Source organism: Mesorhizobium sp. M0145 (genome assembly GCF_040322355.1).
In the GTDB taxonomy this organism is placed as follows: Bacteria; Pseudomonadota; Alphaproteobacteria; order Rhizobiales; family Rhizobiaceae; genus Mesorhizobium.
The window spans coordinates 216,364-240,773 of sequence record NZ_JAMYTK010000003.1 but is presented as its reverse complement, the minus strand read 5'-3'; the positions used below and the strand labels follow the sequence as shown (position 1 = coordinate 240,773).

Genomic DNA, 24,410 nt, shown 5'->3' with positions numbered 1-24,410 from the left:
GTCAAGCCGGCCGCATACGACGGCTAAACCGCTATATCCGCCTTGGCCGCCCGGCCGGCGACATAGACCTCGCGCACGGCGCGGTCGTCGCCGAGCGTCTGCAGCAGAAACAATTCCTCGGCGAGCGTGTCCGCCGTCTCCACCCGCAGCCGCATCGCCGGCGTGGCGCGGGCGTCGAGTACGATGATATCGGCGTCGCTGCCTTCCTCCAGGGTGCCGATCTTTTCCGCAAGCGACAGCGCCTCGGCATTGCCGCGGGTCAATTGCCAGAACGACTGGAACGGATTGAGCTTCTCGCCGTTCAGCGCGATCACCTTGTAGCCCTCGTCCATGGTGCGCAGCATCGAATAGTTGGTGCCACCGCCGACATCGGTGGCGGCGGCGATGCGAAGCGGCTTCTCGCGGCGGCTATAGCGCTGATAATCGAACAGGCCCGAGCCGAGAAACAGGTTGGAGGTCGGGCAGAACACCGCCACCGAGCCGCTATCCGAAAGCGCATCCGCCTCGCGTTCCGACAGGTGGATGCAATGGCCGAACAGGCTTCTGCGCCCGAGCAGCCCATAGTGTTCGTAGATATCGGTGTAGTCCCGCGTCTGCGGGTATAATTGCTGCGTGAAGGCGATCTCGGCGTGGTTTTCCGACAGATGCGTCTGCATGTGCAGATCAGGATATTCGCGGCAGAGCGCGCCCGCCATCTCCAATTGCTCGGGCGACGAGGTGATGGCGAAGCGCGGCGTGATGGCATAGTGCTGGCGTCCCTTGCCGTGCCACTCATCGATCAACGCCTTGCTGTCGTCATAGCCCGATTGCGGCGTGTCGAGCACGCCGTCCGGCGCGTTGCGGTCCATCATCACCTTGCCGGCGATGTTGAGCATGTTGCGGTCGTGCGACTCGGCGAAGAACGCTTCGGCAGATTCCTTGTGTACCGAGCAATATGCCGCGACTGTCGTGGTGCCATGCCGCAATACTTCATCCAGGAACAGCCTGGCGATACGGCGGCCATGCTGGGCGTTCTGGAATTTTGTCTCTTCCGGAAAAGTGTAGGTGTTCAGCCAGTCGAGCAGCTCGGCGCCGAAGGAAGCGATGACCTGCATCTGCGGAAAATGCGCGTGCGCATCGATGAACCCGGGCAGCAGCAGATGCGGCCTGTGGTCGATTTTTTTTGTTCCCTCGCCCGCCTTTTTCTCGACCTCGGCATAGGCGCCCGCGGCAACGATCCTGCCGTCGCGCATCAGCAGGCCGCCATCTTGCTCGTAACGCCAGGCGGAATGGTCGTCGATGGTTTCGGGCCAGCGCAAAAACGACAGCGTACGGCCGCGCAGGAGCGTGCCGGTCATTTCCTTGCGCCTTCGAACCATGCCACCAGCAGTGCCCGTTCCTCGTCGGTGATCTGGGTGACGTTGGCGGGCGGCATGGCGTGGCTGCGGCCAGCCTGCAGGTAAATCTCGCCGGCGTGCTCGGCGATGCCGGCATCGGTATCGAGCATCACGCCCTTAGGCGCGTGGTAAATGCCCGCGTAGGACGGCTCCGCCGCGTGGCACATCGAACAGCGGCCAAGCACCGTATCGCGCACGGCGGGAAAATGCGCCGAGGCGACGTAGACCTGTGCAGCCGACGAGGCCTTCACCTCGCCGGTCAGCAGCTTCGGTGCCGTCGACAGCCAGATGATGACGACGAACAGGACGGCGGCCGCCAGCCAGGTCCAGGTCGGATTGCCTTTGCGCGCATGCCTGGTGTTGAAATAGTGCCGGATCAGCACGCCGATGATGAACACCAGCGAGGCGATGACCCAGTTGAACTCTGTCCCGAACGCCAGCGGATAATGGTTCGACAGCATCAGGAACAAAACCGGCAGCGTCAGGTAATTGTTGTGCAGCGAGCGCTGCTTGGCGATCTTGCCGTATTTCGGATCGGGCTTACGGCCGGCGATCAGGTCGGCGACGACGATCTTCTGGTTGGGGATGATGACCATGAAAACGTTGGCCGACATGATCGTCGCGGTGATGGCGCCGAGATGCAGGAAGGCGGCGCGGCCGGTGAACAGGTGGGTCAGTCCCCAGGCCATGAATACCAGCACCCCATACAGCACCAGCATCAGGCCGGTGTCGCTGTTGCCGAGCGGCGAACGGCACAAGAGATCGTAGACCACCCAGCCGACGCCGATCGTCGCCAGCGACAGCAAGATGCCTGTAGGCACCGACATGGCAAGCACATTCGGATCGATCAGGAACAGGTCCGCACCGGCATAGTAGACGACGCACAGCATGGCGAAGCCCGACAGCCAGGTGGCGTAGGATTCCCACTTGAACCAGGTCAGATGCTCGGGCATCTCAGCCGGCGCCACCAGATATTTCTGCACATGGTAGAAGCCGCCGCCATGCACCTGCCATTCCTCGCCGAAGGCTCCGGCAGGCATGCCCGGACGCTGGCGCAGCCCGAGATCGAGCGCGACGAAATAAAACGACGATCCAATCCAAGCGATACCGGTGACGACGTGCAGCCAGCGCACGGCGAAACTCAGCCAATCCCAGAATATCGCGAAATCCATCATGAAAGAAATCGTCCCTGCCGATCCACTGACTTTACGGACTGGAGCGCAAACGGAAAGGGCCGAGCTGCACGATGACTTTCAAAAAAAATTGGAAAATACTAGGCTGATCATACGCAGCCACATGAGAGCCACGGAAGCCGCATGGCCTATCTCGACAACATCGCCGTTTTCGTTCGCGTCGTCGAGCTCGGCAATTTATCGGCGGCTGGGCGCGACATGCGCATTTCGCCGGCGGTCGCTTCCAATCGGATCAAGGAGCTCGAGAAGCACCTGGGCGTCAGGCTGTTCAACCGCACGACGCGGCAGTTGATGCCGACCGAGCACGGCACGGTGTTCTACTCCGGCGCCAAGCAGGTGCTGGAGGCGGTCACCGAGGCCGAAGCTGCGGTCAGCGCGTTATCCGGGCAGCCGCGCGGCACCATAAAGGTGACAGCGCCGCTCGGCCTCGGGCGGCGGCTGGTAGCATCCGGAATCCCGGATTTCCACGACAGGTACCCCGATATCGAGGTGCGGCTCCGGCTTTCCGATCACAATGTCGATATCATGAAGGAAGGCATCGACGTTGCCTTCCGGCTGGGCATCATCGAGGATTCCAGCCTCAGGATGCGCGGCATCATGGAATGCGAACGCGTTCTGGTGGCGGCTCCGCAATATCTGGAAGCGCGCGGCGAGCCTACCGAGCCGCAGGAGTTGATCGGCAAGAAGCACGATTGCCTGATGCTGCGCTATTCCGGCGCGCGCGAATATGTCTGGACGCTGCAGACGCCGAACGGACCGCAAAAATTCGAGGTGCACGGCCCCTACGATACCGATGATGGCGACGTGCTGACCGGCTGGGCGCTGTCCGGCCGCGGCATCATCAACAAGCCGCGCTTCGAGGTCGAGCCGTTTATCCGCGACCAGCGGCTGAAGGTGATCCTGAGCAACACGCCGCCGACGCCGGTGCAGTTCGCCGCCGTCTACCCTCATAAGAAGCTGCAGGATCCGAAGGTGCGGCTGCTGCTCGATTTCATGGCCGAGCGCTGCCAGCGGCTGATCAGGGATATTCTGGCCGGCAAATGATCGCCGGCTGGCCGGTTGCTTTCCGTCCAGCCGGCGAGATAATTCTCAAGGAATCTCGCTCAACAGGGAAAAGCGATGGCCAACGGCGCCACAATGTGTCTCGCCGTTTCACTGTCTCCGGAAGCCGCCCCTTCCCATCCGCCCGACGCCGGCTCGGACTTCAGTCTGCTGACGCGGTTCGTGCAAGAAGCCGAAGCGGCCGGTCTGGACATGGTGTTGCTGGGCGATTCCGCGCCGGTTGCAGGCGGGCCGAACCGGCAAATGCGCTTCGAAGCAACGACCTTGGTGGCGGCGCTGGCGACGGTGACAAGCAGGATCGGCCTTGCCGCCGCGGCGTCGACGGTCGCCCACCAGCCCTACAACCTCGCACGCCGTTTCGCCTCGCTCGATATTATCAGCCATGGCCGCGCCGGCTGGAACGCGAGCATGTTTCCCGATCCGCGCGAGGCGGCCAATTTCAGCCGGCCGGAAGGGTTTTCCGGCGACGATTTCCGCCTGCGCGCCGAGGAATTCATCGGCATCGTGCAAGGCTTGTGGAAAGGCTGGGACGCAGACGCGCTGCTGTTCGACAAAAGTGGCGGCCGCTTCTTCGATCCTGAAAAGATGCATTTGCTCGACCACAAGGGCGAATGTTTTTCCGTGCGCGGGCCGCTCAACGTGGCGCGGTCGCCGCAGGACACGCCGATGCTGGTCATGTCCGGCCTGTCCGAGCCCGACACGGATATCGCCGCCCGCACCGCCGATGTCGTCCTGCTGGATGAGCCATCGATCGAGCCGGCGAAGGCTGGCGATCTGAAGCGCCGTGCGCTTGCCTTCGGGCGCAGTCCGGAGGCGCTGAAAGTGCTGATGAACGTTACCGTCAGCGCCGAAATAACCGCCGCGCCGGACCTGTTTGCGGACAGGCTCGAAGAGTGCTTTCGCTCGAAAGCCTGCGACGGTTTCAACATCGCCATGCCCTTCACATCGGCGCTCGACGATTTCGTCGGTCTCGTGCTGCCGGAGCTTCGCCGCCGCGGCCTTGTCCGGTCCGGCTACAGCGCGGCGACACTGCGCGCCCATCTCGGGCTTGCAGGGGAGGATCGGCAATGAGCGCCGGTCGAGGCCAGATGAAGCTCGGCGCCTTCCTGTGGGCGACAGGCCACCACATCGCCGCCTGGCGCCATCCGCAGGCGCATGTCACGGCCGGCATCGACATCGACCATTACGTCCAGTTGGCGCGGACGGCGGAAGCAGCCAAGTTCGACATGATCTTCTGCGAGGACGCCGCCGGCGTGCGCGAGGCCAATGTCAACATCGCCAGCCAAACGTCGCGCTCGATCGGCTTCGAGCCGATAAGCCTGCTTGCCGCGCTCGCCGTCCAGACGGAGCGCATCGGCCTCGTCTCCACGGCGTCGACGAGCTATAACGAGCCTTACGGACTGGCGCGGACCTTCCTGTCGCTCGACCATCTGAGCGGTGGCCGAGCCGGCTGGAACCTCGTCACTTCGGCGAGCCAGATCGAGGCCGCCAATTTCGGCTCGACCGGACTGCGCCCACATGCGGACCGCTACGAACGCGCGCGCGAATTCGCTGCCGTGGTTACCGGCCTTTGGCGAGGCCAGGGTGGACACGAAGGCAGAAGTTTTTCGGTGCGCGACCCGCTCGATCTGCCGCGCTCGCCACAAGGTGCGCCGGTCATGGTTCAGGCAGGAGCGTCGGACGAGGGCCGCGATCTCGCCGCCCGGACCGCCGATGTGGTGTTCACTGCGGCGCAAACATTCGAGGAGGCAAAGGCCTTCTACGACGACCTCAAGGGACGGCTGGCGCCCCATGGGCGCGAGCCGGAGGACGTCAAGATCATGCCCGGCGTCGCGCCGGTCGTCGCGGCAAGCGAAGCGGAAGCCCGGGCAAAACATGATGAACTGCAGGAGCTGATACCGGACGATGTCGGCGTCGCGCTGCTTTCCAGCTATCTCAGCATATCCGATCTCGCGCGCTATCCCATCGACGGACCGCTGCCCGAGCTGCCGGCCAGCGAAGGCATGCAGAGCCGGCAGGCGCTCGTCATCGAGCAATCCCGCCGCGACAAGCTGTCCATTCGCCAGCTTGCCCGTCATTTCGCCGGCGCGCGCGGTCATTGGCGCGTCGTCGGAACTCCGGCCCAGATCGCCGACCAGCTCGAGGCACGCTTCGAGGGCGGCGCGGCAGACGGTTTCAACGTCATGCCATCCTATTTTCCCGGCGAACTCGAAGCCTTTGCCACGCTTGTCGTGCCGGAGCTGCAGCGGCGCGGGCTTTTCCGGAAGGATTATGAAGGTAGCACGCTGCGCGACCATCTGGGCTTGAAAACGCCGGCGTAAAACGACGAGCGGAACGAAAGTCGGAGATCGCCGTTTTGGGATGCTGTGCCGCGGCGATGAGGGCGTCTGCGCGCATATTCGATTGACCATCCCAAACTTCGCCCTCTTTTCAAACCACGCGGACGCAACCGCCACAGGAGCCGATCATGGATGCCATCGCCACCCGCAATGACCTGCAATCCAATGCCAAGAAAGAGTGTATCGATCTTCTCAATGCCCGCCTCGCCGACGCCATCGATCTGGCCTTGATCACCAAGCAGGCGCACTGGAACGTCAAGGGACCGCAATTCATCGCCATCCACGAGATGCTCGACACGTTCCGCGAGGAGATCGACGGCCATGTCGACACCATTGCCGAGCGCGCCGTACAGCTCGGCGGCACGGCGCTCGGCACCTCGCAGGAGGTGTCGAAGGCGACTATGCTGGAGGCCTATCCGACCGACATCCACAAGACCCGAGACCATCTGGCGGCGCTGATCGACCGCTATGCCGCGACCGCCAAGCGGGCACGCGCCGCGATCGACGAAGCGGCTGGCGCGGGCGACGCCGATACCGCCGACATCTTCACCGCCTATTCGCGCTCGCTCGACAAATTGCTGTGGTTCCTTGAGGCGCACACGCAGGAGAAGGAATAGCTCTTTTTGGACGGCGCTATTTGCTCGGCGCGCCGGGGTTCGATTAGAAATTCCTCTCGAACTTCGGCACCTCAAGCTTCACCCGGCGATTTAGCTCATCGTGTCCGCCCTGGAACGCGGTGTAGCCAATGCTGGTTTTCTTGGAACGAAGCTGGAAATCTCCTGTCCATTTGCGACCAGCCCATTCGATGTCTTCCCACCGAATAAATCGAGGCGGCATGAATGGCTGCCGGATTCCTATTCCCTCGACATTCCAAAAGACTACGCGAACATAAAAGAACCAAATCCACCCGATCAGGCTCAGACCAAAGCCAACCAGTAGACCAAAAATCCAGGGAAGTTGCTCGCTCGGTGTTTCGCTGTGTCCGGCAACCACAACGACCGCGATAAAGCCCGCAAGCAGGACCGCAAACACATGCACAAACCAGGTGGCGCGGAGTGTTTGCCCGCCGGCGTGTCGCGCAGCGGGCGTTCGCGATCCTATTGTAGACGCCAAGAAAACTGCAAAAGCAGCCAGAAGAGCTATGACAAGCTGTTTCATCAATATGTGCTGCTCGTGTTTTTCTCGGCCTTACGCGCCAACTGCTCCAGTCTTTCGTTCATAGCATCAAAAAGTCTGCGACGATGATGCGGTCGACCGACCACCGCCCGGTGATTGGGAATATTTTGGCCCGTCGACGGGTAAATAATACCTCGCCAATGCCGTCATGATTTCGGCTGCGGCGAGTGCGGCGATCACCTGCGGGCGCTTGTCTTTCACCGTATCGCCGCCGATCGGCGAGACGAGGCGGGCAAATTCCGCCTCGCTTCCGTCCGCCGACTTAAGGAACCAGTTCCGGAAGGTCGCCTTCTTGGTTCTGGAGCCGATCATGCCGACATAGGCGGCATCCCGGCGTTTCAGCGCCTCGGCGACGATCAGGAAGTCCAGCGCATGGTCATGGGTGAGGACGACGAAGGCGGATCCAGCCGGGGCTTCGCGCACCATTGCCTCAGGCATCGGCGTCAGGCTTGTTTCTACCGCTTCCGGCATGCCCTCCAGCGCCTCGGCTCGCGTCTCGACAACGACGACATGCACCGGCAGCAAGGCCATCGCGGAGGCCAGCGCTTGGCCGACATGGCCGCCGCCGAAGATGTAGACATGCGGTAGCTGCGCTTCCTCGGCTTCCGCCGCCGCAACCAGCTTGGCTTCAAGCGCGGGGTCGACCAGCCGGATCAGCAGCTCGACCCTGCCGCCGCAGCACTGCCCGATCTCCGGGCCGAGCGCGATGTCGAGGGTATCCCTCCCCCTTGAGGGGAGGGTGGCGGCGAAGCCGCCGGGTGGGGTCGCCGCGGCAGTGCTCGACGCGCTGGCGGTGCCTTCTGAGACGACTCCCTCTGGCCGCTTCGCGGCCATCTCCCCCTCAAGGGGGGAGAAAAGCATCTGCCGCGCTTTGTCGATCGCCATGTATTCGAGCTGGCCGCCGCCGATCGTGCCGAAAGTGGCCGATCCCGAGACGAGCATGAGGGCACCCGTCTCGCGCGGCGTCGAACCTTTTGTCCCGGCCACCTCAACCAAGGCGACCCGGCCGGCACCGGCAAGAAAGGCTTTCAGGCTCTGCACTTTCGCGTTCATCATTCGCGTTCCCTATCGGGAAATATAGAGTTTTTCAGCCTGAATTGCACGTTTTCCGGGATTCAAGTGCCGGTCCTGGCTTCCCGCTTCAGCCGTTCGATCGCCATCAGCACACGCTCCGGCGTGGCCGGCGGGTCGAGGCGCGGGCAGATCTTGTGGCTGGCAACGCTCGCCACTGCGTCCGACAGCGCATGCAGCACCGACATTGCGAGCGGAAAGGGCGGCTCGCCGACCGCCTTGGAGCGGTGCACCGTCGGCTCGCCTGCTTGCGCCCAGTCGGCCAAAGTCACATTAAAAATCTTCGGCCGGTCCGACGCGAGCGGGATCTTGTAGGTCGATGGCGCATGGGTGCGCAGCCGCCCCTTGTCGTCCCACCACAGTTCCTCCGTTGTCAGCCACCCCATGCCTTGGATGAAGCCGCCCTCGATCTGGCCGAGGTCGATGGCGCGGTTCAGCGAGCGGCCGGTTTCGTGCAGGATGTCGGTGCGCTCGACGACATATTCGCCGGTCAGCGTATCGACCGAGACTTCCGAGCACGCGGCGCCATAGGCGAAATAGTAGAAGGGATGGCCCTCGCCCTTGTCGCGGTCCCAATGGATTTTCGGCGTCTTGTAGAAACCCGCCGCCGAAAGCTGGATGCGCGCCATATAGGCCTGCCTGACGAGATCGGCGAAGGCGATCTCCTGGTTGCCGATGCGCACGCGGTTGGGCAAGAACAGCACCTGGTCCCGCGGCACCTGGTATCTCTCGACGGCAAAATTGATCAACCGGTCCTTGATCTGGCGGGCGGCATTCTGCGCCGCCATGCCGTTGAGGTCGGAGCCGGAAGACGCGGCGGTGGCCGAGGTATTCGGCACCTTGCCGGTCGTCGTCGCGGTGATCTTGACCTGATCGAGGTCGATCTGGAACTCTTCCGCCACAACCTGCGCCACCTTGACATAGAGGCCCTGCCCCATCTCGGTGCCGCCGTGGTTCAGATGCACCGAACCATCGGTATAGACATGCACCAGCGCGCCGGCCTGGTTGTAATGGGTGGCGGTGAACGAGATGCCGAACTTGACCGGCGTCAGCGCCAGTCCGCGCTTGATGAAGCGGCTGTTGGCATTGAAAGCATCGATGGTGCGGCGGCGCCTCGCATAGTCGGAACTCGCCTCCAGCTCGGCGACGATGCGGTGGATGACGTTGTCCTCGACCGTCTGGTGATAGGGCGTGATGTTGCGGTCGCTGGTGCCGTAGAAATTCTTCTTGCGGATTTCGAGCGGGTCCTTGCCGACGGCAAACGCGACTTCGTCGATGACGCGCTCGGCGCCGACCATGCCTTGCGGGCCGCCGAAGCCGCGAAAGGCGGTGTTCGATACCGTGTTGGTGTAGAGCGGCGCCGATTGCGCGTGCACCGCCGGCCAGAAATAGGTGTTGTCGCAATGGAACAGTGCGCGGTCGGTGACCGGGCCGGAGAGGTCGGCCGAGAAGCCGCAGCGCGCCGCGAACATGAAATCTACGCCCAGAATATTGCCCTCGTCGTCGAAGCCGACCTCGTAGTCGACGAGGAAATCGTGGCGTTTGCCGGTGGCGATCATGTCGTCGTCGCGGTCGGGCCGGATTTTCACGGCCCGATGATGTTTCTTCGCGGCGATAGCGGCCAATGCCGCAAACTGATTGCCTTGCGTTTCCTTGCCGCCGAAAGCGCCGCCCATCCGGCGGATTTCCACCGTCACCGCGTGGCTCGGAACACCGAGCGCGTGGCTGACCATGTGCTGGATTTCGCTCGGGTGCTGGGTCGAGGAATAGATGGTGACGTCGTGGTCCTCGCCAGGAATGGCCAAGGCGATATGGCCTTCGAGATAGAAATGCTCCTGGCCGCCGATGCGCATTTTTCCCTTCAGCCGGCGCGGCGCCGCCTTGATCGCAGCCGCTGCATCACCGCGCTTCAGCGTCAGCGGCGGCGTGACCAGCTTATCCATCCGTGGATCGAGCTCACCGACATCGGCGACGAACGGCAATTCCTTGTATTCGACCTTGGCCAGCCTCGTTGCACGGCGCGCCTGCTCGCGGGTTTCGGCAATGACGCAGAAGATCGGCTGGCCAAAGAATTGTACCTTGCCGTCGGCCAGCACCGGCTCGTCGTGACGGCCGGTCGGCGAAATGTCGTTCTCGCCTGGCACGTCGCTCGCCGTCAGCACGTCGATGACGCCGGGTGCGGCGCGCACCGCCGACAGGTCCATGCTGGTGATGGTGGCATGCGTCGCCGTCGAAAGCCCAAGGCAGCCGTGCAGCGTGCCGGCCGGTTCCGGCATGTCGTCGATATAGACGGCCGTGCCACTGACATGCTTGTGCGTGGAATCATGGCGCTGGTCGGTGGCGACGCCGCCGGCGATTTTTTGCGCCTTCAGGTTTGGGGTGGCGTGCTTGTTCATCATGCCGCCTCGTGCCGTGATACCTGGATCGGCGCCCGGGTGCCGGTGGTTTCGGCAAAGAAGCGCAGCAGCAGGTTGCGCGCCGCCAGCGCCCGGTATTCGGCGCTTGCCCGCATGTCGGTCAGCGGCGTGAAATCGCCGGCGTACGCGGCCATCGCCGCCTCGACCGTCGCTTCCGTCCACGGCTTGCCAAGCAATGCCTTTTCCACGCCAAAGGCTCGCTTCGGCGTTGCCGCCATGCCGCCGTAGGCGATGCGCACATCCGCCACCGTGTCATCCGCGGCGAGCTTCAGGGTAAACGCCCCTAGCGCTGCTGTGATGTCTTCGTCGCGGCGCTTGGTGATCTTGTAGACGGCAAATTTCGTCTCGCTACCTGGCACCGGGACATGCACGGCCTCGACGAATTCGCCGGGCTGCCGGTCCTGTCGGCCATAGGCGATGAAAAACTCCTCGAGCGGGATCGTCCGCCGCTTGTCGCCGCGGCGCAGCGTCAGGCGGGCACCGAGTGCGATCAGCGGCGGCGGCGTGTCGCCGATCGGCGAACCGTTGGCGATATTGCCGCCGATGGTGCCCATGTTGCGCACCTGATCGCCGCCGATGCGATCGAACAGCGGGCCGAGCGCCGGGATGCGTTTCGCCAGCGTCGAGAAGGCTTCGCTATAGGTGACACCGGCGCCGATCGAGATGACGCCCTTGTTCTCGGAAATCCCGCACAGACCATCGAGATTGCCGATGAAAATCGCCGGCGCGATATCGCGCATGTGCTTGGTCACCCAAAGGCCGACATCGGTCGAACCCGCGACGATAGTGGCGCCCGGCTCCTTGACCAGCACGCTGGCCAGATCGTCGGCATTGGCCGGCACGATCAGCCGCTTGTTGCCGGAGCCGATCTCGATGCGCGAACCGTCCTTCATCGCTTCGAGCTTGGTCGTGACTGCCTTGCGCTCCGCCGCCAACGGATCCTTTGCCGCCGAGCCGTAGCTGGAGATGGCACGTGCGGCGCGCATGATCGCCTCGTAGCCGGTGCAGCGGCAGAGATTGCCTTGCAGCGCCTTTTCGATGGCGGCGTCCGACGGCTCCGGCGCCCGCATCCACAGAGCATAAAGCGACATGACGAAACCCGGTGTGCAGAAGCCGCATTGCGAGCCGTGGAAATCGACCATCGCCTGCTGCACGGGATGCAGTTTTCCTGCGTCGCCGCGCAGATGCTCGACGGTCACGACATGCGTGCCGTCTAGCGAGCCAAGGAAGCGGATGCAGGCATTGACGCTTTCATAGACCAGTGTTCCACCGGAGAGCCTGCCGACCAGCACCGTGCAGGCGCCACAGTCGCCCTCGGCGCAACCTTCCTTGGTGCCGCGCAGCGAGCGGTCGAGCCGCAGCCAGTCGAGCAGTGTCTGGTCGGGCGCGACCGTGCCGAGCGCGACGTCCTCGCCATTGAGGATGAACCGGATTTCGTTGCGTGTCTTGATCCCGGCCATCTCAGCTTCCCCGGTAAGTCGAATAGCCGTAAGGCGACATGAGCAGCGGCACATGATAGTGCACCGGCTCGGCCATACCGAAGCGGATCGGCACATGGTCGAGGAAGGCCGGTTCCGGCAGTTTTGTCCCTTGCCGGCGCAGATAATCGCCAGCCGCAAAGACCAGCTCGTATTCGCCGGTACGGAATTCCGCGCCGGCAAGCAGCGGAGCATCGCAACGGCCGTCATCATTGGTGACGACCGTTTTCAGATGCGTCCGGGCCTGACCGTCAAGATGATAGAGCTCGATCGACAGACCGGCCGCCGGTTTGCCGGCCGCAGTGTCGAGGACGTGGGTCGTCAGGCGCCCGCCTTCGGCTTTCGACGTTTCCGCCACTGGCTGCTCCATTCCCTGCACAGTCGAACACTATTCATGAATTGTGCGCCAATTAAAGGCGATGCATAAGTCCCGGTCGAGCGGAGCGCGACAAAAACACTTTCAAAAATTTCGGGGGAATGCGCAGGCACTCCTTTCGACTATCCTGATCACAATTCCGGCAGGAGCGAGAATGCGTTACGAACGAGACATGCGGGGCTATGGAGCCAATCCGCCGGATCCGAAATGGCCCGGCGGGGCGCATGTCGCGGTGCAGTTCGTCGTCAATTACGAAGAGGGCGGCGAGAATTGCGTCCTCCACGGCGACAAGGCTTCGGAGGCTTTCCTGTCGGAGATCGTCGGCGCCGCGCCCTGGCCCGGCCAGCGCCACTGGAACATGGAATCGATCTACGAATACGGCGCCCGAGCCGGCTTCTGGCGATTGCTGCGCCTGTTCAGCGAGGCACAGGTGCCGGTCACCTGCTACGGCGTCGCCACGGCCCTGGCGCGTTCGCCCGATCAGGTTGCGGCGATGCAGGAGGCCGGCTGGGAGATCGCCTCGCACGGGCTGAAATGGATCGACTACCGCGACCATACGCCAGAAGACGAGCGCCGCGACATGGAAGCGGCGATCCGGCTGCATTATGAGGTCACAGGCACGCGGCCGACCGGCTGGTACACCGGGCGCACCTCGATCAACACGGTGCGGCTGGCGGCGGAAGAGGGCGGGTTCGACTATGTGTCGGACACCTATGACGACGAACTGCCCTACTGGTTCGAGCATGTGTCACCGGACGGGTCGGCGAAGCCGCAGCTGGTCATCCCCTATACGCTCGACGCCAACGACATGCGCTTTGCCACGCCGCAAGGCTTCAACTCGGGCGACCAGTTCTTTGCCTATCTCAGGGATAGTTTCGATACGCTCTATGCCGAGGGCAAGGCAGGACGGCCGCGCATGATGAACATCGGCCTGCACTGCCGCCTCGTCGGCCGGCCGGGCCGGGTCGCGGCACTGAAGCGCTTCATCGACTACGTCAAATCACACGACAAGGTCTGGCTGGCACGGCGCATCGACATCGCAAAACATTGGCAGGAGACGCATCCGTTCCGGTTGCCGGCGCTGCGCCCGTCGAAAATGGAATTCGAGGCCTTCGTCCATACATTTGGCGGCGTGTTCGAGCATTCGCCGTGGATTGCCGAGCGCGCTTATGAGCTGGAGCTCGGCCCGGCGCATGACAGTGCCGGCGGCCTGCACAATGCGCTCTGCCGCGTCTTTCGCGCGGCAAGCGAGGCCGAGCGGCTTTCCGTGCTCAATGCGCACCCCGACCTTGCCGGAAAACTGGCGCAGGCCAAGCGGCTGACGGCGGAATCGTCGAGGGAACAGGCTTCGGCCGGCCTCGACGCGCTGACCGACAAGGAGCGCGAGCTGTTCGCAAAACTCAATGCCGCCTACGTCACCAGTTTCGGTTTCCCCTTCATTATTGCGGTGAAAGGCAAGACCAAGGGGGAGATCCTGGCCGAGTTCGAGGCGCGTATTGGCAACAGCCACGATGTCGAATTCGAAACCGCCTGCAGACAGGTCGAGCGCATCGCGCTGCTTCGTCTCAAGGACATGCTTCCGCAATAGGCTTTGGCTGCCGCGATAGGCCCTGGCTTCCGCAACAGGCTTGAATTTATGGATATGATGAAAATGGCCGAGCGAACCTATTATGCGCCGCAGGGCGGACATCCCGGCCAGAGCGAATTGCTGACCGGCCGCGCTGTGTTCACACAGGCCTATGCCGTCATCCCCAAGGGCGTGATGCAGGACATCGTCACCAGCGCCTTGCCGTTCTGGGATGGGACACGCGTCTGGGTGCTGTCGCGGCCGCTGTCGGGTTTTGCCGAGACGTTTTCGCAATATATCGTCGAGCTCGCGCCTGGCGGCGGCAGCGACCACCCTGAGCTTGACGCCGCCGCCGAAGGTGCGCTGTTCGTGGTCGAAGGCGAGCTAAGCGTTTCGCTTGCCGGCAAGAAACATAGCTTAAGGCCGGGCGGCTTTGCCTTCCTGCCGCCGGCGAGTGGGTGGACGGTGCACAATGAAAGCGGCGCCGCCGTCCGCTTCCACTGGATCCGCAAGACTTATGATGCAGTCGACGGCATCGAGCCGCCGCAAGCGTTCTTCGTCAACGAACAGGACATCGCGCCGACGCCGATGCCGGGTACCGAAGGCCGATGGGCAACAACGCGCTTCGTCGATCCGGCCGATATGCGCCATGATATGCATGTCACCATCGTGACGCTCGAGCCGGGCGCGGTCATTCCTTTCGCCGAGACGCATGTCATGGAGCACGGGCTCTATGTGCTGGAGGGCAAGGCGGTCTACCGCCTCAACCAGGACTGGGTCGAGGTCGAGGCCGGCGACTATATGTGGCTGCGAGCCTTCTGCCCGCAGGCTTGCTATGCCGGCGGGCCAGGCAAGTTCCGCTACCTCCTCTACAAGGACGTCAACCGCCACGCCAAGCTTGGCAGCGCCGGCGTCGCGAGACCTACACCATGACCCGCATCGTTGCGCGGCCGCTGACCCGCGAGAATTTCGCCGAATTCGGCGACGTCATCGATATGGGCGGCGACAACCATTATTCGATCAATGGCGGCAAGGCCGAGCGCTACCATGACCTCGCCACCGCGGAAGCACGAGGGCCGAATGCGCGCGTGCTGATCTCGATGGTGCGTGGCACGCCCTATGAGCTGCCGTTGAAGCTGACCATGGTGGAGCGCCATCCGTTTGGCAGCCAGGCCTTCATCCCGCTGTCACCACGGCCGTTCCTGGTCGTCGTCTGCCATGACGGCGAGGAAGGCCCGGGCGAGCCGCATGCCTTCATCACCGCGCCCGGACAAGGCGTCAACTATCCGCGCAATTTGTGGCACGGTGTGCTGACGCCGATCGGCGATGTCCAGGATTTTGCGGTCGTCGACCGTGGCGGTGACGGCTCCAACCTCGAAGAGTGCCACTTCTCGCACGCCTACGAGATTCATCTTCCCGATGGGAGCCGGTGATGGCTGACATTTCGCTGATCGACCGCCTGCTCGATGTCATAGAGCACGACATCGTGCCGAAGACCGCCGAAGGCGTCGCGCATGGCAACAAGCTGTTCGGCGCGGCGATCCTGCGCAAGGACGACCGCTCGCTGGTGCTTGCCGAAACCAATAACGAGACCGAAAACCCGCTCTGGCACGGCGAGGTGCACTGCCTGAAGCGCTTCTACGAACTGCCGAAAGCCGAGCGCGTCGACACCAGGGAGGCTATCTTCCTCGCCACCCACGAGCCCTGCTCGCTCTGTCTGTCGGCGATCACCTGGACCGGCTTCGACAATTTCTTCTATCTGTTCAGCCACGAGGACTCGCGCGACAGCTTCGACATCCCGCACGATTTGAAGATCCTGAAAGAGGTCTTCACCCTCGATCCCGGCGGCTACAATGCCGAGAATGCCTATTGGAAGAGCTTTTCGATCCGCAAATTGGTGCGCTCGCTGCCGGACCCCGAGCGCGGTCGGCTGGAAGCGCGCATCCACACAATATCAACGCGCTATGACGAATTGTCCGGCGCCTATCAGGCCGGCAAGGACGAAAACGACATTCCGCTGAATTGACGCGGATTGACCAGCCGAATTCGTTGACTGGCCCATGACGCGCTCTCACGGGCTCCATCATCTGGCGCTCCTGGAGTTCGCCCGCATGAAAATCGTCACTGAATTCCCCCGAAAGATCGTCGAATTTCCGGATATGGGGATCATCATGCCGGACGGCTGCCGGCTGTCGGCGCGGGTGTGGATGCCGGCCGATGCTGCCGACGACCCAGTGCCGGCAATCCTCGAACACCTGCCCTATCGCAAGCGCGACGGCACGATCTATCGTGATCAGCTGACGCATCCCTATTTTGCCGGCCACGGCTACGCCTCGATCCGCGTCGACATGCGCGGCAATGGCGATTCCGAAGGGCTGATGGACGACGAATATTCCGAGCAGGAATTGCAGGACGCTTGGGACGTCATCGCCTGGGCGGCGGACCAGCCCTGGTGCAACGGCAATGTCGGCATGATGGGCATTTCGTGGGGCGGCTTCAACTGCCTGCAGGTGGCGTCTAAGCAGCCGCCGGCGCTGAAGGCGGTCATCAGTCTCTGTTCGACGGTCGACCGCTATGCCGACGACATCCACTACAAGGGCGGCTGCCTGCTGATCGAGAATTTCGGCTGGGCCTCGACCATGCTGTCCTATTCGTCAAGGCCGCCGGATCCGTTGCTGGCCGGCGACAACAGATGGCGCGACCTGTGGCTGACCAGGCTGGAGAACCAGCCCTTCCTGGCACCGCTGTGGCTGAAGCACCAGCATCGCGATGCCTATTGGAAGCGCGGCTCGATCTGCGAGGACTATTCCGCCATCCATGCCGCGGTGCTGTCGATCGGCGGCTGGCATGACGGCTATCGCAATACGATTTCCCATCTCGCCGCCAACATCCAGGCGCCGGTCAAGGGCATCGTCGGCCCGTGGATCCACAAATACCCGCATTACGCCGCGCCCGAACCGCGCATCGGCTTCCTGCAGGAGGCCTTGCGCTGGTGGGACCGCTGGCTGAAGGACATCGACACCGGCGTCGAGGCCGACCCCGCCTACCGCGCCTATGTCATGGACAGCGTGCGTCCGGCGCGCTGGCATCCCGAGCGGCCGGGCCGCTGGGTCGCTGAATCGGAATGGCCGTCACCCAACATCAAGACGCAAGAGGTTGAGCTTATCGCTGAAGGCAACCACGCTATCGTCGTTTCGCCGCAAAGCTGCGGCCTCGCCGGCGGCGAATATTTCCCCTTCACCTTTGGACCGGAACTGCCGGGTGACCAGCGCCCCGACGATGCGCTGTCGGTGTGTTTCGACCAGCCGGTGCTGACCGAAACGGTCGACATTGTCGGTGCTCCCGAAGTTGTGGTCAGGGTCTCGTCGGACCGGCGCCAGGCGAACATCGCGGTTCGGCTGTGCGACGTCCATCCGGACGGGGCATCGGAGCTGATCTCGTACGGCGTGCTCAACCTGACGCATCGCAACTCGCACGAATTTCCCGAAGCGCTGGTGCCCGGCGAAACCGTCAGCGCCCGGGTGGTGCTCGACCAATGCGCCTATCGCGCGCCGGCCGGCCACCGCTTGCGCGTTGCCATCTCCAACAGCTATTGGCCGATGATCTGGCCGTCGCCGGAGCCGGTCCGGCTGGAATTGTCGGCCGCGACATTGATGCTGCCGCTGCGCCCGCCGGCGACAGGCGATGAGGTCACCTTCCCCGCCCCCGAAAGCGCCACGCCCTGGGCAACCGAAACGGTCCGCGCCGCCAATTCCGAGCGTCATGTCGATCGCCACGAAAAGACCGGAATGACCACGCTTTCCATCGTCGACGATTTTGGCGAGGTGCGCGACCTGGGGCATGGCCTCGCCAATGGCAGCGTCGCCAGAGAGACATGGGCGATCCATCCCGACAATCCGCTGTCAGCGTCGGGCAAGACGCATTGGACCCAGACGCTGTCGCGAAATGAATGGTCGGTGCGCACCGAAACCTTCGCCGAAATGCGCTCCGACGCGCAAAGCTTCATGGTTAGCGCCAGAATCGAAGCCTACGAAGGCGAAAAACTGGTCTTCGAGCGCAACTTCGAGGAGAAAATCCCGCGCGCATTGCTTTGAGCGCTTATAGCGATTGGTCCAATTGCGACGCACGATTTACGCCACGGCATGTCGCATTCGGTCTTGCTTACGGCTTTCCCTTACGGTCATTATTCTCCCGATAGAAATGAGAAAAACGACCATAAGGTCGGACCAACAGAGTGAGGAACTCAACATGTCGAACGAACTGGAATATCTGAGCCGGCGCGTTGCGTCCGGCAAGCTGAGCCGTCGCGATTTTCTCGGCCGGGCGGCAGCGCTCGGTGTCACCGCAACCTTCGCCAACTCGCTGCTTTCAAACGCGGCGCGTGCCGCAGGCCCGGTCAAGGGCGGCACGCTGAAGGCCGGCCTGGTCGGCGGCTCTTCGGCCGACAGCCTCGATCCGGCCCTGTTCCTGACCCAGGTGCCGTTCGCCTTCGGCAAGATGTGGGGCGAACTGATCGTCGAGCTTTCCCCGGAAGGCACTCTCGAGAACCGCATCGCCGAGGAGATCGGCTCGTCGGACGACGCCAAGACCTGGACGCTGAAAATCCGTGACGGCGTCGAATTCCACAATGGCAAGACGGTGACCGCCGAGGACGTGGCCGCCACGCTCGAACGTCATTCGGACGAAAAGTCGAAGTCCGGCGCACTCGGTTACATGAAGGGCATCGAGAGCATCAAGGTCAGCGGCAAGGAAGTCGTTCTGACGCTGAAGGAGGCCAATGCCGACCTTCCTTATCTGCTCAGCGACTACCACCTGATCATCCAGCCGAACGGCGGCAAGGACAAGGCCGACGCCGGCATCTCGGCCGGGCCTTACAAGGTCACTACCAACGAGCCTGGCGTGCGTCATGGCGGCGAGCGTTTCGCCAACTACTGGCAGAGCGACAAGATGGGCCATGCCGACCAGGTCGAGGTCATCGTCATTAACGATGCCACGGCGCGGACGGCCGCCCTGCAGGGCGGACAGGTCAACATGATCAACCGCGTCGAGCCGAAGATCGTCGACCTGATCAAGCGTCTACCCGGCGTCACCATCCGCAACCATGCCGGCCCTGGCCACTACGTCTTCATCATGCACTGCAACACCGCGCCATTCGACAATAACGATCTGCGTATGGCGCTGAAGCTGGCGATCGACCGCGAGGAGATGCTCGACAAGATCCTCAGAGGCTACGGCTCGCTCGGCAACGACTTCCCGATCAATGCGGCATACCCGCTGTTTTCCGATGATATCGAGCAGCGCAAATACGATCCCGACAAGGCAAAGTTCCACTTCAAGAAGTCGGGCCATGACGGCTCAATCTTGCTCAGAACATCGGACGTCGCCTTCCCGGGCGCTGTCGACGCCGCGCAGCTCTATCAGCAGAGCGCGGCCAAGGCCGGCATCACGCTGGAGATCAAGCGCGAGCCGGGCGACGGCTACTGGAACGAAGTCTGGAACAAGCAGCCCTTCTGCGCGTCCTACTGGGGCGGACGCTCGACGCAGGACCAGATGTATTCGACTGCCTACCTGTCGACGGCCGACTGGAACGATACGCGTTTCCTGCGTCCGGATTTCGACAAGATGGTGCTGGCGGCACGCGCCGAGCTCGACAACACCAAGCGCAAGGCGATGTATCGCGACATGGCGATGCTCGTTCGCGACGAGGGCGGCCTCATCCTGCCGATGTTCAACCAGTTCATCGACGCGACGGGCGCCAAGGTTGCCGGCTGGGTCGACGATCCGCATCAGGAGCTGATGAACGGATACGCTCTGGCAAAGTGCTGGCTCGAAGCCTGAGCCCGGCCTTGCGGATATGTCCTCACCCATCGTGAAACTTGTGGCCCAGCGCATCGCGCTGGGCATTCTGCTGCTGTTGGCCGTTTCGGTCCTGATCTTCGCCGGCACCCAAATCCTGCCCGGCGACGTCGCGCAAGCTATCCTCGGACAGTCGGCGACCCCGCAGTCGCTCGCCAATCTGCGCGAGCAGCTCGGTCTCAACGATCCGGCCTATATCCGCTATTTCCGCTGGCTCGGCGGCGTGCTCACCGGCAATCTCGGCACGGCGATGTCGAGCGGGCAAGATATTGCGACCTCGATCAAGGGGCGGCTGTGGAATACGTTGTTCCTCGCCTTCTGGGCGGCGATCGTGGCGGTGCCACTGGCGATCATCCTCGGCCTGATCGCAGTGCGCTACCGCAATGGCTGGGTCGACAAACTGATTTCCGGATTGGCGCTCGCCTCGACGTCCTTTCCCGAATTCTTCATCGGTTATGTGCTCGTCTATTTCTTCGCCGTGAAGTACCAGATCTTCCCGGGCATCTCGACCGTCTATGACGGAATGCCTTTCGGCGAACGCATTCTGGCGATCACGCTGCCGGCGGCGGCGCTGACCCTGGTGGTGCTCGCCCATATGATGCGCATGACGCGCGCCGCGATCCTCAACGTCATGCAGTCTGCCTATGTCGAGACGGCGGAGCTCAAGGGGCTGTCGGCCTTCGCCGTCATTCGCAGGCATGCCTTTCCCAATGCGATTGCACCTATCATCAACGTCGTCATGCTCAACCTCGCCTACCTGATCGTCGGCGTTGTCGTCGTCGAAGTGATCTTCGTCTATCCAGGCATGGGGCAGTATCTCGTCGACCACGTCACCAAGCGCGACGTGCCGGTGGTGCAGGCGGTGGGGCTGATCTTTGCCGCCGTTTACATCAGCCTGAACATCATCGCGGACATAGCGGCGATCGTCGCCAACCCGCGCCTCAGACATCCGAAATGAGGGGGCGGGTATGCTCGTCATAAAACGCATCCCCATCCCGGCGCTGATCGGGCTAGTGCTGACGGCATTGTTCGTGCTGGCGGCGATCTTCGCGCCATGGATCGCGCCGCATGGAAATGGCGAGATCATCGGCGATGTCTGGGAACCAATGTCGGCGACGCATTGGCTGGGCACCGACAATCTCGGCCGTGATCTGTTGTCGCGCATGATTTACGGCGCCCGCATCACCCTGTTCATCGCGGTGCTGGCGACGGCGCTGTCGTTCTCGCTCGGTGCCATCCTCGGCTTCTCGGCCGCGGTGTTCGGCGGCTGGTTCGACACGCTTCTGTCGCGTCTCGTCGATCTCCTGATGTCGATCCCGACATTGATTATGGCGCTTGTCGTGCTGTCGGTGCTGCCATCCAATTTGGTGACGCTGATCTTGGTCATGGGCGTTCTGGATTCGACCCGCGTCTACCGCCTGTCGAGGGCGGTCGCCGTCGACATCAACGTCATGGATTATGTCGAGGCGGCCAAGCTGCGCGGCGAAGGCAGCGGTTGGATCATCTTCCGCGAGATCCTGCCCAATGCGCTGTCGCCGCTGGTTTCTGAACTCGGCCTGCGTTTCATCTATGCCGTACTGTTCCTGTCGACGCTCTCCTTCCTCGGCCTTGGCGTGCAGCCGCCTAGCGCCGATTGGGGCGGCATGGTCAAGGAAAACAAGGACGGCATCGTCTTCGGCATAGCCGCCGCCCTCATTCCGGCGGCGGCGATCGCCGCACTGGCGATTTCCGTCAATCTGGTCGCCGACTGGGTGCTCAACCGCACGACAAGCCTGAAGGGAGGACGCGGGTAATGGCTGACAAGCAACCGAAGCCCGGGCAACCGAAGCCCGGGCAACCGAAGTCCGGCGTGCTGCTCGACATTCGCAATCTGCGCATCGAGGCCACGGTATATCCGCCGGGTGAGGCACCGAAGAACATCGTGCTGGTGCACGATGTCTCGCTGACGCTGGAGAAGGGCAAGGTGCTTGGCCTGATCGGCGAGTCCGGCGCCGGCAAATCGACCATCGGCCTGTCGTCGATGGGCTACGGCCGCGGCGGCGTGCGCATCACCGGCGGCGAGGTCATCCTCAATGGCCGCGACATCCTGAAGGGCGGCAACGAAGGGTTTCGCAAATTGCGCGGCCGCGAGGTCTGCTATGTCGCGCAATCGGCGGCAGCCGCTTTCAATCCGGCGCACAGGCTGATGGACCAGGTGGTCGAGGCAGCACTCCTGCACGGCACGGCGACGCGGGCCGAAGCCGAAAAGCGCGCCGTGGCGCTGTTCAAGAAGCTCAGCCTGCCGAACCCCGAAAGCATCGGCGAGCGCTTCCCCCACCAGGTCTCGGGCGGTCAGCTGCAGCGCGTGATGACGGCAATGGCGCTGTGCTCGGAACCCGACCTGATCGTCTTCGACGAGCCGACCACGGCGCTCGACGTGACGACGCAGATCGACGTCTTGGCGGCGATCAAGGATGCCATCCGCGACACGCATGTCGCGGCGCTCTACATCACTCACGACCTTGCCGTCGTCGCCCAGGTCTCGGACGAGATCATGGTGCTGCGCCACGGCCGGCTGGTCGAATGGGGCGGCACCCGCCAGATCATCAAGGAGCCGCGCCAGGAATACACCAACGCGCTGGTTTCGGTGCATGAGATCGAACACCAGGAGCAGAAGCCTGGCACGAGCCCGTTCCTGTCGGTCAAGAACATCACCGCCGCCTATGGCCGCAGTCACATCAAGGTGCTGAAGAACGTCTCGATCGATATTTTCCCCGGCCAGACGCTGGCGGTGGTCGGCGAGTCCGGCTCCGGCAAATCGACACTGGCGCGCGCCATCACCGGCCTCTTGCCGCCCGAACAAGGCACCGTCACCTTCGACGGACGGCCGCTCGCCAACCGGCTTGCCGACCGGCCGAAAGAGGATCTTCGCCAACTGCAGATGATCTACCAGATGGCCGACGTGGCGATGAACCCGCGCCAGACGGTCGGCACCATCATCGGCCGGCCGCTGGAATTCTATTTCGGTCTGCGCGGAAGGCAACGTGACGCCCGTGTCGCGGAACTGCTCGACAAGATCGAAATGGGCAAAGGCTATGTCGACCGCTATCCGGCCGAGCTTTCGGGCGGCCAGAAGCAGCGCGTCTGCATCGCCCGCTCGCTCGCCGCAAAGCCGAAGCTGATCATCTGCGACGAGGTGACCTCGGCGCTCGATCCGCTGGTCGCCCACGGCATACTGGAGCTGCTCCTCGGGCTGCAGAAAGAGGAAAACGTCGCCTATCTGTTCATCACCCACGACCTGGCCACGGTCAAGTCGATCGCCGATTCAATCGCCGTGATGTATCGCGGCGAAGTGGTGCGCTACGGCGCCAAGAGCACCGTGCTGACGCCACCCTTCGATGCCTACACCGATCTTTTGCTATCGTCGGTGCCAGAAATGGAGATCGGCTGGCTAGAGAAAGCGATCAAGGGACGGCGCATGGCCAGCGCGGGGAACTAGCGGGCCGCCCTTTGCGCCCGACGATCCTGTCCGGGCGTGGATTGAACGGCAGGCCCGCCCTGACTTTTCCGATTAAGCCGCATGGAGGCGCCCTTGGCGCTCAACACAAAACTATTGCTCATCATCCTCGACGGCGTGCCTTACCGGAACTGGCGACGGCTGATGGGCAATCTCGAAGGCTGGGTGCAATCAGGCGAAGCCCGCGTGTGGAAGATGCGCTCCGTGCTGCCGTCGACCTCGGCATCCTGCTATGCCTCGATCCACACCGGCGTGCCGCCTCAAGTGCACGGCATCCTGTCCAACGAGAACCGGTTTCGCGTCGAACAGCCGGACATCTTTTCCGAAGTCAGCAGGGCCGGCGGCAAGACCGGTGCGGTCACCCACTCCTACTGGTCCGAATTCTTTCGGGCCTATCCGTTCGACCTGGTCGAGGACATGGAGTTCGACCAGCCGGGCAGGCCGATCAGCCATGGCCGGTTCCACACCATGACCGGCTACAATGCCAGGAACCAGATGACGCCGAGCGACGTCGACCTGTTCGCGACGTTGACCATGCTGACCAGGCGCTACGGCATCGACTACGGCATCCTGCACAGCTGCACGCTGGACTCGATGGGCCACCGCTTCGGCCATGACTGCCACGAGATGGATCATGCCGTCTATGCAATGGACGCCATGCTCGCCGGCTTTCTGCCGCGCTGGCGGGAAGCCGGCTACGAGGTGATCGTCACCGCCGATCATGGCCAGACCGATCGCGGCCATCATGGCGGCCACGACGAGGAGATGCAGGATTTCGCACTTTACTACTTCGGATCCGGCGAGGGTCCGGAAGCCAATACGCTGCTCGATCAGCTGCAGCTCGCGCCGACGGCGCTTGCGCGCCTCGGCGTGCCGGTGCCGGCGACGATGAAGGCCGAGCCATTCCTGAGCTGAGCGCGCCCTCTTCTCCCTCTGGCAACGCTCCCGCTCTTCAGTTAGCCTCCGCAAATATACGGGCGGATGCGGTGAACCTTTTTGGGCC

21 protein-coding genes are annotated in these 24,410 nt (G+C 63.0%); 14 read left to right on the top strand and 7 right to left on the bottom strand.

Annotated elements, in window-relative coordinates; all coding sequences use genetic code 11:
• Window positions 1-23 precede the first annotated feature (23 nt).
• Both guaD and NKJ28_RS08215 read right to left on the bottom strand, forming a co-directional pair.
• Window positions 24-1,337: a guanine deaminase gene (gene guaD / locus NKJ28_RS08220; RefSeq protein ID WP_352590957.1), complete on the bottom strand. Its 1,314-nt coding sequence runs from the start codon at window positions 1,335-1,337 to the stop codon at window positions 24-26.
• Entirely contained in the window at window positions 1,334-2,551 is a 1,218-nt protein-coding gene (locus tag NKJ28_RS08215) for a urate hydroxylase PuuD (RefSeq protein WP_352590954.1), read from the bottom strand. Before NKJ28_RS08215 ends, guaD begins: the two co-directional genes overlap by 4 nt.
• 141 nt (window positions 2,552-2,692) lie before the next feature.
• Between NKJ28_RS08215 and NKJ28_RS08210 the strand changes: the two genes are divergently transcribed.
• The 4 genes from NKJ28_RS08210 to dps all read left to right on the top strand — a co-directional run bounded on the left by NKJ28_RS08210 (window position 2,693) and on the right by dps (window position 6,587).
• Window positions 2,693-3,613 carry a LysR family transcriptional regulator gene (locus NKJ28_RS08210; RefSeq protein WP_352590951.1) on the top strand — a complete coding sequence of 307 codons (921 nt, stop codon included), beginning with the start codon at window positions 2,693-2,695 and terminating at the stop codon, window positions 3,611-3,613.
• Window positions 3,614-3,688: 75 nt separating this feature from the next.
• Complete coding sequence (locus NKJ28_RS08205) at window positions 3,689-4,702, top strand: LLM class flavin-dependent oxidoreductase (protein ID WP_352634929.1); 1,014 nt, start codon at window positions 3,689-3,691, stop codon at window positions 4,700-4,702.
• On the top strand, window positions 4,699-5,952 hold the full coding sequence (locus NKJ28_RS08200; protein WP_352590945.1) for an LLM class flavin-dependent oxidoreductase: 1,254 nt from the start codon (window positions 4,699-4,701) through the stop codon (window positions 5,950-5,952). The genes NKJ28_RS08205 and NKJ28_RS08200 overlap by 4 nt, the downstream gene beginning before the upstream one ends.
• A 146-nt stretch (window positions 5,953-6,098) precedes the next feature.
• On the top strand, window positions 6,099-6,587 hold the full coding sequence (gene dps / locus NKJ28_RS08195) for a DNA starvation/stationary phase protection protein Dps (RefSeq protein ID WP_023676226.1): 489 nt from the start codon (window positions 6,099-6,101) through the stop codon (window positions 6,585-6,587).
• Window positions 6,588-6,630: 43 nt separating this feature from the next.
• Here the strand turns inward: dps and NKJ28_RS08190 are convergent, their stop codons facing one another.
• The 5 genes from NKJ28_RS08190 to uraH all read right to left on the bottom strand — a co-directional run bounded on the left by NKJ28_RS08190 (window position 6,631) and on the right by uraH (window position 12,470).
• Complete coding sequence (locus tag NKJ28_RS08190) at window positions 6,631-7,128, bottom strand: hypothetical protein (RefSeq protein ID WP_352634926.1); 498 nt, start codon at window positions 7,126-7,128, stop codon at window positions 6,631-6,633.
• A 66-nt stretch (window positions 7,129-7,194) separates the two neighbouring features.
• The gene (gene xdhC / locus NKJ28_RS08185; RefSeq protein ID WP_352635052.1) at window positions 7,195-8,199 is read right to left on the bottom strand and encodes a xanthine dehydrogenase accessory protein XdhC; all 1,005 of its coding nucleotides are present in this window, start codon (window positions 8,197-8,199) and stop codon (window positions 7,195-7,197) included.
• Window positions 8,200-8,261: 62 nt separating this feature from the next.
• Complete coding sequence (xdhB, locus tag NKJ28_RS08180; protein WP_352634924.1) at window positions 8,262-10,613, bottom strand: xanthine dehydrogenase molybdopterin binding subunit; 2,352 nt, start codon at window positions 10,611-10,613, stop codon at window positions 8,262-8,264.
• Window positions 10,613-12,094 (bottom strand): xanthine dehydrogenase small subunit, encoded by a 1,482-nt coding sequence (gene xdhA, locus NKJ28_RS08175; RefSeq protein ID WP_352634922.1) that lies wholly within the window; start codon window positions 12,092-12,094, stop codon window positions 10,613-10,615. Before xdhA ends, xdhB begins: the two co-directional genes overlap by 1 nt.
• Before the next feature lies 1 nt (window position 12,095).
• The gene (gene uraH, locus NKJ28_RS08170) at window positions 12,096-12,470 is read right to left on the bottom strand and encodes a hydroxyisourate hydrolase (RefSeq protein ID WP_352620696.1); all 375 of its coding nucleotides are present in this window, start codon (window positions 12,468-12,470) and stop codon (window positions 12,096-12,098) included.
• A gap of 172 nt (window positions 12,471-12,642) precedes the next feature.
• Between uraH and puuE the strand changes: the two genes are divergently transcribed.
• From puuE to NKJ28_RS08120, 10 genes are all read left to right on the top strand, one after another.
• Complete coding sequence (gene puuE / locus NKJ28_RS08165) at window positions 12,643-14,076, top strand: allantoinase PuuE (protein ID WP_352634920.1); 1,434 nt, start codon at window positions 12,643-12,645, stop codon at window positions 14,074-14,076.
• 63 nt (window positions 14,077-14,139) lie between these two features.
• A complete protein-coding gene (locus NKJ28_RS08160; protein WP_023676221.1) occupies window positions 14,140-14,988 on the top strand; it encodes a bifunctional allantoicase/(S)-ureidoglycine aminohydrolase in 849 nt (282 codons plus the stop codon).
• A complete protein-coding gene (locus NKJ28_RS08155) occupies window positions 14,985-15,488 on the top strand; it encodes an ureidoglycolate lyase (RefSeq protein WP_352634918.1) in 504 nt (167 codons plus the stop codon). The genes NKJ28_RS08160 and NKJ28_RS08155 overlap by 4 nt, the downstream gene beginning before the upstream one ends.
• Window positions 15,488-16,081 carry a nucleoside deaminase gene (locus NKJ28_RS08150; protein WP_352634916.1) on the top strand — a complete coding sequence of 198 codons (594 nt, stop codon included), beginning with the start codon at window positions 15,488-15,490 and terminating at the stop codon, window positions 16,079-16,081. Before NKJ28_RS08155 ends, NKJ28_RS08150 begins: the two co-directional genes overlap by 1 nt.
• An 85-nt stretch (window positions 16,082-16,166) precedes the next feature.
• On the top strand, window positions 16,167-18,149 hold the full coding sequence (locus tag NKJ28_RS08145; RefSeq protein ID WP_352634914.1) for a CocE/NonD family hydrolase: 1,983 nt from the start codon (window positions 16,167-16,169) through the stop codon (window positions 18,147-18,149).
• Window positions 18,150-18,303: 154 nt separating this feature from the next.
• Window positions 18,304-19,893, top strand: coding sequence for an ABC transporter substrate-binding protein (locus NKJ28_RS08140; protein ID WP_352590913.1), 1,590 nt, complete (start codon window positions 18,304-18,306; stop codon window positions 19,891-19,893).
• Between the two features lie 16 nt (window positions 19,894-19,909).
• On the top strand, window positions 19,910-20,869 hold the full coding sequence (locus tag NKJ28_RS08135) for an ABC transporter permease (protein WP_352590910.1): 960 nt from the start codon (window positions 19,910-19,912) through the stop codon (window positions 20,867-20,869).
• A gap of 10 nt (window positions 20,870-20,879) precedes the next feature.
• On the top strand, window positions 20,880-21,704 hold the full coding sequence (locus NKJ28_RS08130; RefSeq protein ID WP_352590907.1) for an ABC transporter permease: 825 nt from the start codon (window positions 20,880-20,882) through the stop codon (window positions 21,702-21,704).
• A complete protein-coding gene (locus NKJ28_RS08125) occupies window positions 21,704-23,389 on the top strand; it encodes an ABC transporter ATP-binding protein (RefSeq protein ID WP_023676216.1) in 1,686 nt (561 codons plus the stop codon). Before NKJ28_RS08130 ends, NKJ28_RS08125 begins: the two co-directional genes overlap by 1 nt.
• A 93-nt stretch (window positions 23,390-23,482) precedes the next feature.
• Window positions 23,483-24,322 carry an alkaline phosphatase family protein gene (locus NKJ28_RS08120; RefSeq protein ID WP_352634912.1) on the top strand — a complete coding sequence of 280 codons (840 nt, stop codon included), beginning with the start codon at window positions 23,483-23,485 and terminating at the stop codon, window positions 24,320-24,322.
• The last annotated feature ends 88 nt before the right edge of the window (window positions 24,323-24,410 follow it).